This window comes from Dechloromonas denitrificans (genome assembly GCF_020510685.1).
In the GTDB taxonomy this organism is placed as follows: domain Bacteria; phylum Pseudomonadota; class Gammaproteobacteria; order Burkholderiales; family Rhodocyclaceae; genus Azonexus; species Azonexus denitrificans_A.
In genome coordinates this window covers 297,979-311,380 of sequence record NZ_CP075185.1, presented here as the reverse complement: position 1 = coordinate 311,380, position 13,402 = coordinate 297,979, and the positions used below count along the sequence as shown (strand labels likewise).

The window sequence follows — 13,402 nt, the reverse complement described above, 5'->3', positions numbered from 1 at the left end:
AACCTACTTAGGGGGAAATTCATGACGCAAGGCAGAACGGCAAACCGCATCAAACAGGCGCTGTGCATCCTGGCTCTGGCACTCACCGCGCCGATCGCCCAGGCGGCCCCGGCCTGGCAGATCAACCCTTCGGGCCTTGGCGTCAGCGGCGCCACAGCGGTGTCCGAGGTCACGGTTGGCGGCGTCGGTTTTGTCCAGAGACAACCGACCAGTGAGACGGACTTCACCTTTATCGAGCATGGCGCCTACCGCCTTGCGCTACCAGGCGCCCAGGAAATCACCGTGGTCTACTCGGTGGCCGGCAACGGTCTATTCGCCAATCCCTTTGCCCTCCATTTCAATACGGGCAGCATCAACCTGTATGCCGATCCGAACTTCGATTTCGCCAGCGCGACCGGCACCTACGGCGCCGACAATGGTACGCCGCTGGCTAGCTTCAGCATTTTCGCCGGTGGCATAGCGAGCAACGGAATGGTCAATCTGAGCGCCCGACTCGACGCCGGTACGCTGCGCTCCGGCTATTTGTTCGACGCGGCCGGCAATGATCTGGCCAATGCCGACAATGTGCTGATGCAACTCGGCGTCTTCAACCAGACGACAACGCCGGACGCCCTGCTGCTTTCCGAAATCGTCTGCGGCCTGGCCGGCTATGGCGGCGCCGGCTGCAACGGCAGCCCCTACGTCGCTTCATCATTCGCCTTCACCGTGCAGGATGGCGGCCAGATGTCGCTGGCCAGCGTGCCGGAACCGGCGACCAGCGGTTTGTTGCTGGCCGGCCTTGGCTTGATTCCGCTGGCCGCCCGGCGGCGTCGGCGGCGCGCCGAATAATCGCGCCAGCCAGGAGCACAGACCGGGGCTACTTCAGGTAGCCCCAGCTCCTCAGGCGGCTTTGCGAATACTCGGCCGCCTTGCCCTGTTTGTTCTGGCCGAGATAGGTCGAAAACAAACGGGCCGCTTCCTGCTTGTTGCCCATGCCTTCCTGGGCGATGCCTTTGAGGAAGGTAACCCCCGCCTCGCCGGGAAGCAGACGGTCATAGCGATCGAGTTGCTCGTAGGCCCCAGCCGGATCACGCTGACCGAGGGCCAGCACGCCGGCCAGCTTGTGGGCCTGCGCTTCCTGCGGATAGATCGCCGTTGCCGTCCGGGCATATTCCAGCGCCTGAGCATCCTTGTCCTGCACCGACAGGCATTTCGCCATCAGCAGGTTGGCGGCGTAATCGCGCGGCGTACTTTTCAGCGCCGCCCGGAACTGCTCCTCGGCCTTGCCGTACTGCTTGCCCGCCATCGCCGTTTCGCCTCTCTGGCAGGCCTCGATGGTCGGCTTGATGCGGCGCAGCGCCGCCGTGTTGTCCATGAAACGCTCGCGCCCGACCTCGCGCTTGTTGCTCGCCGCGTACTTGCTCTCGGCCAGCTGTTTCGCGGTATCACGCCGCTCGCTGCTCATCGGGTGGGTCGAGAACATCGTCTGCAGCATGCTCGGCGCTTCCTTCTGCTGATCGACCAGCAATTGCTGCAGGCCGACCATGCCGCTCGCCGGATAGCCGGCGCGCACCATGTATTCCTGGCCCAGCGCATCGGCCTCGCGCTCGTTGTCGCGGGAATAACTGGAGAGCAGCACGCTGGCCCCGAGCTTGGTCCCGAGATCGACCAGACCGCCGTAACCGGCGGCTGAGCCGATCAGATTGGCGCCGCTGACCGCAATCTGGGTAACCATCGCCTGGCCCTGGCGCTGCGCGGCATGACGGGCATTGACGTGACCCAGTTCGTGGCCGAGCAAGGCGGCCAGTTCGGCCTCGTTGTCGAGGTCGACCAGAATGCCGCGCGTCACCCCCACCGCCCCGCCGGGAAAGGTGTAGGCATTGACGTAATTGGCGTTGAGCACGCGGTAGGAATACGGCATTTGCGGCCGATGCGTGTTGGCATCCAGTCGCTGGCCGACGCTGCCCAGGTAGCCATTGAGCGAGGCATCCTGGACCGGCCCGAGATCCTGGGAAAACTGCTGCGGCGCGACCTTCCTATCGACGTTCTTTTCCTCGTCCTCGCTCATGCCGACCAGGATGGCGCCACCGCCGACCGGCGAACTGGCGCAACCGGATAGAGCGGCCGCCCCGAACAACCCAAGTACCTGGCGACGGGTGAGGCGGTTGCGTTGCAGACTCAAGGCAAGATCATCGTGATGGCGCATCGGAACTCCCGGCAAGCTAAGAAAATGAGTGATTTTCGATTCTGCGACAAAATCCGGACGATTGCCATGCACCATGAAAAACGGCGAGGTTGATCGCCTCGCCGTCGGTTTTGTCGCCGCCCCCTTGCACCGAACAGCCGGCTGGGGGACTGGCGCTTCAAGAGATCATCAGACCCGGTACTGGGCGACCACCCGGTGCATTTCGGCAGCCAGCCGAGCCAGTTCGCCGGCCGTTTCCGAGGTGGAACTCGATGCCGAGCTGTTTTCTTCCGACATCTGGGCGATCTGCTCGACCTGCTGGGCGATGCTGGTGCTCGCCACGCTCTGCTCGCGAATCGCATCGCTGATGTCGCCGACCATATTGACCGCCTGACGCGAACTGCTGCCGATCGCCTGGATCGCCACATTGGCTTCTTCGGCGCTACTGACGCCGGCCTCGACCTTTTCCACCACCATCCCGATGCCCTGTACCGCCGACTGGGCGCTGGTCTGCATTTCGGCGATGGTTTTGCCGATTTCCTGGGTCGATTGGGTAGTCCGCTCAGCCAGCTTGCGTACCTCGTCGGCCACCACCGCGAAACCCCGGCCCTGCTCGCCGGCCCGCGCCGCCTCGATGGCGGCATTGAGCGCCAGCAGATTGGTCTGGTCGGCCACTTCCTTGATCACCGAGACAACATGGTTGATGCGCTCGCTCTGCTGTTCCAGGCGGGAAATCTGCTCGGCAGCGCTACGCACCGTTTCGGCGATACCATTGATGCCGACCACGGTCTGGCCGATGATGGTTTCGCCGCGCTGCGCCTGCTCGCCCGACGACACCGACAAACCGTTGGCTTCTCGCGCCCGGTCGGCAACGTGGTTGATGCTGACCGTCATTTCCTCGACCGTGGCAGCCATGCTGGAGGCTGCTTCGCTCTGGTGCGAGGAGGCAATCGACATCTGGTTGGAAGAGGTCGCCACCCGGTTGGCGGCAGAATTGACGCTCGTCGTGTGGCGGGCGATTTCCTGCAGGCTCCCCTGCAGGCGATCGAGCAGACGGTTGAAGGCACCACCGGCCTTGGCCACTTCGTCGTCGCCCTTGATCGGCAGACGACCGGTGAAGTCGAGTGAGCTTTCGATACGCAAGAAGATGGCGGCCATGCCGCCGAGCGACGTCGTTACATGGCTGTAGAGCATGAAGCCCATCAATCCGGTCAGGGCTGTGGCCAGCAAAATCACCAGGATGGAAACAACCTTGCCGCTGGAGTATGCGTCGGCAGCCTTTTGCACTTCCCCTTCGGCCAGCGTTTCGTTGTACTTGGCGTGCGCCTCGATGTTCTCGCCGATTTTCTTCGACAGCTCACCAGCCTGCCCCATGCCGGACTTGGCCTTGTCCGGCTGGCCGGCCTTGGTCGCAACTATGGCGTTATCGAGCAGCGGCAGGTAATCCTTGACCAGCCCCTTGCTGGTTTCCAGGTACTGCTTGTCCTTGTCGTCACTGATCAGCTTCTCGTAATCGCGCAGATGTAGTTCGAGATCCTGCTTGCTGTTTTCAATGCGCTTTTCGTAAGTCGGACGCTGTTCTTCGCTGCTCAGCAGATATCCCAGAACCGCAACGCGCAGTCGGAGGAAGCTGCTCTCCATGTTGGCCACCTTGCGAATGCTCGGAATCGAATTCTCGTGCGCATACTGCAGGTTGGAATTGATCGCCCCCATCTGACGCAGGCCGAACGAGCCAACCACAACCAAGCCTGCGACAGCCACCAATATCAAAATAGCCAAACGTTTGGCAATAGTCATTAGTTCTCCCTAATCAGTTCGGATTATTACTTTGCGGATAGTAATCCTCGAACTAGATAAAGACGAGTCGAGCAGGGCGCCACAAGGACTCTTCGAGCGATAACCGCAAATAAAAACGGCGAGGTTCATTGCCTCGCCGTCCGTTTTGTCTCCGCCACCCTATCGGGTTCCGGTTGCTGTTCCCCTTTCGGGGGTTTCCTTACATGCTGCGCCGGTACTGGCCGCCAACTTCGTAGAGCGCGGTACTGATCTGGCCGAGCGAGCAACACTTCACCGCCTCGACCAGCACGACAAAGACATTGCCGTCCTCGATCACCGTCTGCTTCAACTTTTCCAGCATGGCCGGCGCCTGGGCCGCGTTACGGGCCTGGAAGTCGCGCAGGCGCTTGATCTGCCCCTGCTTTTCCTCGTCGGTCGAACGGGCCAGCTCGATTTCCTGCTGCGCCATGCCTTTCGGATTGAGGAAGGTATTGACGCCGATGATCGGGTAGGAGCCGTCGTGTTTCTTGTGCTCGTAGAACATCGACTCTTCCTGGATTTTGCCGCGCTGATAGCCGGTTTCCATGGCCCCGAGCACACCACCACGCGAGGCGATGGCTTCGAATTCCTTCATCACGGCTTCCTCGACCAGATCGGTCAGTTCGTCGATGACGAAGGCGCCCTGATTCGGGTTCTCGTTCTTGGCAACGCCCCATTCGCGGTTGATGATCAGCTGGATGGCCATGGCGCGTCGCACTGACTCTTCGGTCGGCGTCGTGATCGCTTCATCGTAGGCATTGGTGTGCAGCGAGTTGCAGTTGTCGTAGATGGCGATCAGCGCCTGCAGCGTCGTGCGGATGTCGTTGAAGTCCATCTCCTGGGCGTGCAGCGAACGGCCGGAGGTCTGGATGTGGTACTTCAGCTTCTGGCTGCGCTCGTTGGCGCCATACTTGTTCTTCATCGCGATCGCCCAGATGCGGCGGGCAACGCGGCCGATCACCGAGTATTCCGGGTCCATGCCGTTGGAGAAGAAGAAGGACAGGTTCGGGGCGAAGTCGTCGATGTGCATGCCGCGCGCCAGATAGCTCTCGACGTAGGTGAAACCGTTCGACAGCGTGAAGGCGAGCTGGCTGATCGGATTGGCCCCGGCTTCGGCGATGTGATAGCCGGAGATCGACACCGAGTAGAAATTCTGCACCTGGTTATGGACGAAGAATTCCTGGATGTCGCCCATCATCTTCAGCGCGAATTCGGTCGAGAAGATGCAGGTATTCTGCCCCTGGTCTTCCTTCAAAATATCGGCCTGCACGGTGCCGCGCACGTTCGCCAAAGTCCATTCGCGAATTTTCTCGGCTTCGTCCTCGGTCGGCTGGCGGCCGTTGTCCTTCACAAACTTGACCAGCTGCTGCTCGATGGCGGTATTGAAGAAACAGGCTAGGATGATCGGCGCCGGGCCGTTGATGGTCATCGACACGGAAGTGGTCGGGCAGACCAGATCGAAACCGTCGTAGAGCACCTTCATGTCGTCGAGCGTGGCAATCGAGACGCCGGAATTGCCGATCTTGCCGTAGATGTCCGGCCGCTCGTCGGGGTCGCAGCCGTACAGCGTCACCGAGTCGAAGGCGGTTGAGAGGCGATGCGCCGGCATGCCTTCGGAGACGCGCTTGAAGCGGCGGTTGGTGCGGAAGGCATCGCCCTCGCCGGCGAACATCCGGGTCGGATCCTCGCCCTCGCGCTTGAAGGCGAAGACGCCTGCGGTGTAGGGGAAGGAGCCGGGAACGTTTTCCTTCATCAGGAAGCGCAGGGTTTCGCCGTCATCACCGAACTTGGGCAGGATCACCTTGCGGACCTTGGTGCCGGACAGCGATTCGGAGACCAGCTGGGTGCGGATTTCCTTGTCGCGGATCTTCACGACGTATTCGTCGCCGGCATAGGCGGCCACGGTGTCCGGCCACATGTCGAGCAGTTTCCTGGCCTTCGGATCGATTTCGCCATCTTTCCAGGCGATCATTTCGTCGAAGTCGGCGGTCGGCTTGTCGCAGCCCTTGAAAAGGCCGGCCGAAATGCGCAGCGACTGGCGCTCGCGAGCCAGTTTGACCTGCTCGTCGGTGTGGGCGTGATAGCCACGCACCGCATCGGCGATTTCCGCCAGGTAGCGAACGCGCTGGGCCGGCACGATGGCGCGCTGGCTGGACGACTGCTTGACGCCAACCCGCGGCAGCTTGCCTTGGGCCAGTTGCAGCCCCTTTTCGGCGAGGGCCGGAACCAGTGCCTGGTACAGCGCGGTCACCCCGTCGTCGTTGAAGCGGGCGGCCTGCGTGCCATACACCGGCATGTCGTCGGTCGGGGTGGTGAACAGCTCGCGGTTGCGCTGGTACTGTTTGCGGACATCGCGCAGCGCATCCTCGGAACCCTTGCGGTCGAACTTGTTGATCGCCACGAAATCGGCGAAATCGAGCATGTCGATCTTTTCCAGCTGCGAGGCGGCGCCGAACTCGGGTGTCATCACATACATCGAAATATCGACGAAGGGCACGATGGCGGCATTGCCCTGGCCAATGCCCGAGGTTTCGACGATCACCAGATCGAAACCGGCCAACTTGCAGGCGGCGATCACTTCGGGCAACGCGACGGAAATTTCGCTGCCGGTATCGCGGGTCGCCAGCGAGCGCATGAAGATGTTCGGATGCTCGATGGCGTTCATCCGAATGCGGTCGCCGAGCAGCGCGCCGCCGGTGCGCTTGCGCGACGGGTCAATGGAAATCAGGCCAATCTTGACCGCATCGTTCTGGTCGAGACGGAAGCGGCGGACCAGTTCGTCGGTCAGCGAGGACTTGCCGGCCCCGCCGGTACCGGTGATACCGAGCACCGGCACGGTCAACGCGGCGGCGGCCTTGAGCAAGGGCTCCTTGAGCGCCGGCGCCTCGCCGTTTTCCAGCAGCGTGATCAGACGGGCCAGCAGGCGTTTGTCACCGGCCTTGAGACCGGCCAGCGCCTCGTCGGCCGTCGGCACACCGTCGTCAGCCAGATCGAAGTCGGCGTTCTGCACGACCTCGTTGATCATGCCCTGCAGGCCCATATGGACGCCATCTTCCGGCGCATAGATGCGGGTCACGCCATAAGCGTGCAATTCCTTGATTTCGGACGGCACGATGACGCCGCCGCCGCCGCCGAAGACCTTGATGTTCTCGCCGCCATTGGCTTTCAGCAGGTCGATCATGTACTTGAAGAACTCGACATGGCCGCCCTGATACGAGGTAATGCAGATGCCCTGGGCGTCTTCCTGCAGTGCGGCATTGACGATTTCCTGCACCGAGCGGTTATGGCCGAGGTGGATCACCTCGGCGCCGGTCGATTGCAGGATGCGGCGCATGATGTTGATCGAGGCATCGTGACCGTCGAACAGCGAGGCGGCGGTGACGAAACGCACCTTGTTTTTCGGCTTGTACGGGGAAAGCTTCTTGGCAACGGAAAGATCGGTCATGGGAGCGATGCCTCATCAAAACTGGGGAAAGGCGCCATGGTATGCCGCTTTATCGACCATGCCATTGTCGCGAATGACGATAATCGTGCAAATTCCGCCAAGGTGATAAAGTGCTGCGGTCGTCCACTTGGGAACAGCATCAATGCTGCATCGCACCAATCCGAACGCCCCTATGCGCAGCCAAACCACTGTCGCCATGGGCTTTGTCACCGGCATGCTGGCCGGACTGCGGCGCCAGGGCCGAAACCCGGCCCCGCTGCTGGCCGCCACCGATATCGATATTGCAGACACCGCCAGCCGGATTCCGATCGAGCGCTATGCCGCGCTCTACAACCGGATCAACCGCGAACTGGACGACGAAGGCTTCGGGCTGTTCGCCCAGCCGATGCGGATCGGCAGCTTCGAATTTCTCTGCCGCGGCTGTATCAGCGCTCCGACGCTGGCCGAAGCCCTGCAGCGCGCCTGCCGCTTCCTGCACATCGTACTGCCCGACCTGACGCTCAGCATCCGGCGGCACCACGGTCAGGCCGAACTGGTGATCAGCGAAAGCCGTCGGCTGGCGGCCGACCCGGACGATCCGGGGCGCGTCTTCGCCTTCGAATGGCTGCTCCGCCTGCTGCACGGCCTGGCCTGTTGGCTGGCCGGGCGTGGCCTGGCGCTCGATAGCGTGATCTTTCCCTACCGCCGCCCGCCGCATTCAGCCGATTACGCCTTGATTTTCACCGAGGATTCCCGCTTCGCCCCGACCGTGCCGGGCGGCGTCGGCACGCTGGTCGCCAGCTTCAACGCCAACCTGCTCGACCTGCCGATCCGCCGCGACGAAGCGGCCCTCACCAACTTCCTCGACGGCGCCCCGGGCAAGCTGACCACCCTTTACCGGCGTGACCGGGAAATGGTCACCCGTGTCCGCGACCTGCTGCGCACGGCCTTGCCGGCAACGCTCAGTCTCGACGACATCGCCGACCGCCTGCACCTCTCACCGCGCACCATGCATCGTCGGCTGGAAGAGGAAGGCTCGAGTTTTCGCGCCATCAAGGACGCCCTGCGCCGCGACATGGCGCTGGCCCGGCTGACCAAAAGCCGCGATTCCATAGCCGAAGTCGCCGCCGACCTCGGCTATGCCGACACCTCGGCCTTCTATCGGGCTTTTGTCGAATGGACCGGGATGGCGCCGGCACATTACCGGCAGAAATGGGCCGGCAAGCTGGCCAGAGCGACTTGAGGCGCGTCGCAGCAAAGGCAATCGACAGCGCGCGCTTGCTCCAACCCAAGTCGCCTGCCGCGCTGTCGGCGCGGCAGGCAGGAGAGCTTAGGTAGACTCGGTTTCGCGGACGTACGGCTCGCGCAGATCGACCGGCTTGATGCCCTTCTTGCGCATGCGGATGTTGAGCATTTCGACACCGACCGAGAAAGCCATGGCGAAATAGATGTAGCCCTTCGGCACGTGATGGCCGAAGCCGTCTGCGATCAGCACGACGCCGACGACGACCAGGAAGGACAGCGCCAGCATCTTGATTGTCGGGTGATTGGTGACGAATTCGCCGATCGAGCGGGCAAACAGCATCATCAGACCGACCGAGGCGACCACTGCGGCAATCATCACGCCGACCTGACTGACCATGCCGACGGCGGTAATGATCGAGTCCAGCGAAAACACCAGGTCGATGACGATGATCTGGGCGATGACGCCGGCGAAGCTCGACGCCACCTTGCGCGACTCGCCGCCCTCCTCGCCCTCGAGCAACTGGTGCACCTCGCCGGTACTCTTCCAGATCAGGAACAGGCCGCCGGCAATCAGGATCAGGTCGCGCCCGGAGACGGCAAAGTGGAACAGCGTCAACACCGGCTCAGTCAGTCCGACAATCCACGACAGGACCAGCAGCAGGCCGATACGCATGAACATCGCGAGAAACAGGCCGAGGCGCCGGGCCAGCTCCTGTTTCTCCTTGGCCAGCTTGTCGACCAGAATCGAGATGAAAATGATGTTGTCGATACCGAGCACCAGTTCCAGCGCGGTCAACGTGAAGAAAGCAATCCAGATTTCGGGAGAAAGGAGTAGGTCGAACATAGGGATATCGCCAGAAGACAGTTCAAGGCGGAGATTGTAGCGAGGCCGGCATACATCGAAACACCCGCATTCCCAACAGCGATACTCTGAAAATAACGAAGTATCACTCGCGACTGCGTGGCAAAGATGTGAAAAACAGTCGTCGCCTCGCGACAGTACGCTCGCTCCGATCGCACATCTGATTACTGTCGAATTTCTTTACACAATACGCGATCATCATCGCCAACTGCATATCAAATCAATAACCTGCATTGTGGCCCGATTTCTGCTTTAACCCAGAAACCAATTCCAAACCGAGACGGTTTGACTAATCAAGGGGGTTTACAATGTTCAAGAGATCATCACGGTCACTGCTTTTTTCAGCAGCACTTCTCGGCTGCAGCGGAGCAGCCCTTGCTGCTCCAGTCACCTACTATGGAGTGGACACCAATCCAGGTGGCGTTGTTCCGGTAGGTGGCAACGCCGTAACTGCCCGCACCAACTTCCTGAATGGCCTGACCTCGGTCGGCAATGAAAGCTTCTCAGCTTTCGCCAATGGTCAATCGTCTCCGCTGACACTCTCATTCCCGGGCTCCTCCGGCAATCTGAGTGCGACACTGAGCTCCATCGGCGGCACCGTTATCGCGACGAACAGCAATCCCGTCGGCCAATTCTCAACATCGCCCTCAATGCATCTGGATGCCGGCTTCGGCTCCACCCTGTCAATCAACTTTCTGCTCAATCCAATCTCGGCTTTCGGCTTCTACGGCACGGATATTTCCGATAGCGGTGGCGATCTCGTCGTCTCCCTGACCGACACACTGAACAATGTCACCACTTTCAATATCATCCAGAATGCGGGCGGAATCAACGACGGCAATGTACTGTTCTGGGGCTTCATCGACACTGGCGTAACCTACTCCAACGTTTCCATTCGCAACACCAGCAGCAGCGACCGCTTCGGCTTCGACGACATGGTGATCGGTGACCGAGGACAAATCAACAATGTTCCCGAACCGGGCGCATTGCTGCTATTTGGTACCGCCCTGGCTGGCATGCTGTTCCGCCAGCGTCGCAAGGCCGCCTAAACAGCAGCTTCAGACCGGTAAGGACTGACCGCCGCATTTGGCACTTCAGTTACCCGCTCGGGGGAAAAGGGCATGCTACCTAACGGTACATGCCCTTTGTATTTGCAGGTCAGCCTAACGGAAGTCGAGAAGACTCTCCTCCCAAGCCGGATGCTTCTCCAACCCCAACAGGTTGGCAACTGTGCCCGCCAGATTAGCCAGGCCGGCGGTAGCCGTCTGCTTCAATCCCAACTTGCCGCCGCTCACCGTGTCGTAAAGAATCAGCGGCACCGGATTCAGCGTGTGCGCCGTCTTCGCCTTGAAGCTGCCGTCCTTGTGCCGGGCCGGCTCCTTGGTCTTCTTGTCGAGTTCGTACATTTCATCGGCATTGCCGTGGTCGGCGGTAATCAGCGCCACGCCGCCGGCCGCATCGACCGCCTGGAGCACCCGGGCCAGCGACAGGTCGACCGCCTCGATGGCCATCGTTGCCGCGCGGAAATTGCCGGTGTGGCCGACCATGTCGCCATTGGCGAAGTTGCAGCGCAGGGTCTTGTACTGGCCCGACTGCAGCGCGGCGATCATCGCGTCGGCAATTTCGGCCGCCTTCATCCACGGCCGCTGCTCGAAGGGGACGACATCGCTCGGCACTTCCTGCCAGGTTTCGCCCTCGAACTTGCCGGAGCGGTTGCCGTTCCAGAAATAGGTGACGTGGCCGAACTTCTGCGTTTCGGAACAGGCGAACTGGGTCAGGCCGGCCTTGCCGAACCATTCGCCCATGGTGTTGCGAATCGCCGGCGGGGCGACGAGAAAACGGGCCGGCAGCTTGAGGTCGCCGTCATATTGCAGCATGCCGGCGTAGGTCACGCGCGGCGTCCGAACCCGATCGAACTTGTCGAACGCACTTTCCTCGAAGGCCCGGCTGATTTCGATGGCGCGATCGCCACGAAAATTGAAGAAAACGACCGAGTCGCCATCCTCGACGGTACCGATAGCTTTGCCGTTCTCGCCAATGACGAAAGCCGGCAGGTCCTGGTCGATGGTGCCCTGATTCTGCTCGCGCAGGCCGTTGACCGCTGCAGTCGCCGTGGCGAATTGCTGCCCCTCGCCGAGCACATGTGTTTTCCAGCCTTTTTCGACCATGCTCCAGTTGGCATCATAACGATCCATCGTGATGAACTGCCGACCGCCACCGGAGGCAATCCGTGCATCGAAGCCGTCACCACTGATTTCGCCGAGAAAGGCCTCGAACGGCACGACGTAGTCAAGCGCGCTGGTTTCCGGCACATCGCGGCCGTCGAGCAGCGCATGAATACGCACCGTCTTGACGCCTTCGGCCTTGGCCTGGACGACCATCGCCTTCAGGTGATCGATATGGCTATGCACGTTACCGTCGGAGAACAGACCGATGAAATGCACTACACCGCGCCCGGCCTTGGCGCCGGCAACGATCTGCTGCCAGGCCTCACCCTGCCAGAGCGCCCCACTGGCGATGGCGTCGGCAACCAGCGAAGCGCCCTGGCTATAGACCTGGCCGGCACCGATCGCATTGTGGCCGACCTCGGAATTCCCCATGTCGTCGTCCGACGGCATGCCGACCGCCGTGCCGTGCGCCCGCAAGCGAATGTTCGGAAAATCGGCGAACAGGCGATCCAGGGTCGGCTTGCGAGCCGCCGCAATGGCGCTGCCCGCAGCGGATTGGGGAATGCCATAGCCGTCCATCACGATAATGACGACGGGGCCCGGAACGCCAGCGAAAGAAGAGAGCTTTTGTAGCATGGGAGAGGTTCCAGCAAGGGGAAATCGGGTTCGCATCCGTGACGCCGGAAACAACGGCGTCGCCGATAATTCAATTGAACCGACATTTTACCTTCGATCGCACAGGGTTCGGCGCGACAGAGGGAGGCACCAGAGCCATGCCGGCCTCCGCAAAGCACATGCCATCGCAATTTTCATGGACCATCAGGCGGCCTGGCAACGACGTGAAATGGTCAATATTCATTCCTGCTGCCGGCCTGTGGGATAATCGCGACCTCTCCGCTAAACACGCAGCAGGCATGGCAAAAGATTCACCGATTCAGTTCAAGGGCACGACGCTCAAGATCATCCAGACCCAGCTCCGGACCACCGATTTCGCCACTTTGCATGCCGCACTGGGCGAATTGACCGGCAACAGCCCGGATTTCTTCGAGGACGAGCTGGCCGTGCTCGATTTCAGCAATGCCGAGGACCTGCCGGAAGGTGCCGACTGGGGGCAGATTTGCCAGCTGTTTCGCAGTTCGGGCCTGACCGCCGTGGCGACCCATGGCCTGCCGGAAGCACTGGCCGCCGCAGCGTCTGCCGCCGGCCTGCCACCGCTCGGCCGCGATGCGCTGAGCCGGGCGCCGCGCGCCAAGCCGGTCGAACCGGCGCCGACGCCCGCGCCCGCGCCTGCCCCGGTTGCCGCGCCGCAAGAGCCAGCACCGCCAGCGGCCCGCGAAGCGGCACCGAGCACCGTCACCCTCGACAAGCCGCTGCGTTCGGGCCAGCGCTTCTATGCCCGCGGCAGCGACCTGATCGTCATGGCCATGGTCAGCGCCGGTGCCGAGGTCATCGCCGACGGCAACATCCACGTCTATGCCCCGCTGCGCGGCCGGGCCCTGGCCGGGGCCAGCGGCGACAAGACGGCACGCATTTTTACAACCAGCCTGGAAGCCGAACTGGTTTCCGTGGCCGGCCTGTACCGGACTTTCGAAGCAGGCGTCCCCGTCGAACTGGCGCGCCAGCCTGCCACCATCAGCCTGAGCGAAGAAGGCGGCGAAGCGCGCCTGACCGTCGCGCCGCTGGCTCTCCGCTAATCAATCCATTCAAACAACCTATCCAAAGAG

9 protein-coding genes are annotated in these 13,402 nt (G+C 61.7%); 4 read left to right on the top strand and 5 right to left on the bottom strand.

The window, feature by feature from the left end; translation table 11 throughout:
* Window positions 1–21 precede the first annotated feature (21 nt).
* Window positions 22–828 carry a flocculation-associated PEP-CTERM protein PepA gene (gene pepA, locus KI611_RS01515; RefSeq protein WP_226418077.1) on the top strand — a complete coding sequence of 269 codons (807 nt, stop codon included), beginning with the start codon at window positions 22–24 and terminating at the stop codon, window positions 826–828.
* 28 nt (window positions 829–856) lie between these two features.
* Here pepA and KI611_RS01510 read toward each other — a convergent pair whose 3' ends face one another.
* From KI611_RS01510 to icmF, 3 genes are all read right to left on the bottom strand, one after another.
* Window positions 857–2,185: a M48 family metalloprotease gene (locus KI611_RS01510; RefSeq protein WP_226418076.1), complete on the bottom strand. Its 1,329-nt coding sequence runs from the start codon at window positions 2,183–2,185 to the stop codon at window positions 857–859.
* 168 nt (window positions 2,186–2,353) lie between these two features.
* A complete protein-coding gene (locus tag KI611_RS01505; RefSeq protein WP_226418075.1) occupies window positions 2,354–3,961 on the bottom strand; it encodes a methyl-accepting chemotaxis protein in 1,608 nt (535 codons plus the stop codon).
* 199 nt (window positions 3,962–4,160) lie between these two features.
* Complete coding sequence (icmF, locus tag KI611_RS01500) at window positions 4,161–7,424, bottom strand: fused isobutyryl-CoA mutase/GTPase IcmF (RefSeq protein ID WP_226418074.1); 3,264 nt, start codon at window positions 7,422–7,424, stop codon at window positions 4,161–4,163.
* A gap of 172 nt (window positions 7,425–7,596) precedes the next feature.
* Between icmF and KI611_RS01495 the strand changes: the two genes are divergently transcribed.
* The gene (locus tag KI611_RS01495) at window positions 7,597–8,646 is read left to right on the top strand and encodes an AraC family transcriptional regulator (protein ID WP_226418073.1); all 1,050 of its coding nucleotides are present in this window, start codon (window positions 7,597–7,599) and stop codon (window positions 8,644–8,646) included.
* An 87-nt stretch (window positions 8,647–8,733) separates the two neighbouring features.
* Here KI611_RS01495 and KI611_RS01490 read toward each other — a convergent pair whose 3' ends face one another.
* Window positions 8,734–9,492 (bottom strand): TerC family protein, encoded by a 759-nt coding sequence (locus tag KI611_RS01490; protein WP_226418072.1) that lies wholly within the window; start codon window positions 9,490–9,492, stop codon window positions 8,734–8,736.
* A gap of 326 nt (window positions 9,493–9,818) precedes the next feature.
* Between KI611_RS01490 and KI611_RS01485 the strand changes: the two genes are divergently transcribed.
* Complete coding sequence (locus KI611_RS01485; protein WP_226418071.1) at window positions 9,819–10,559, top strand: PEP-CTERM sorting domain-containing protein; 741 nt, start codon at window positions 9,819–9,821, stop codon at window positions 10,557–10,559.
* 114 nt (window positions 10,560–10,673) lie between these two features.
* On the opposite strand, the gene gpmI is transcribed toward KI611_RS01485, so the two are convergent.
* On the bottom strand, window positions 10,674–12,314 hold the full coding sequence (gpmI, locus tag KI611_RS01480) for a 2,3-bisphosphoglycerate-independent phosphoglycerate mutase (protein WP_226418070.1): 1,641 nt from the start codon (window positions 12,312–12,314) through the stop codon (window positions 10,674–10,676).
* Window positions 12,315–12,592: 278 nt separating this feature from the next.
* On the opposite strand from gpmI, the gene minC reads away from it, so the two are divergent.
* Window positions 12,593–13,372, top strand: a complete 780-nt coding sequence (gene minC, locus KI611_RS01475) for a septum site-determining protein MinC (protein WP_226418069.1) — start codon at window positions 12,593–12,595, stop codon at window positions 13,370–13,372.
* Window positions 13,373–13,402 lie beyond the last annotated feature (30 nt).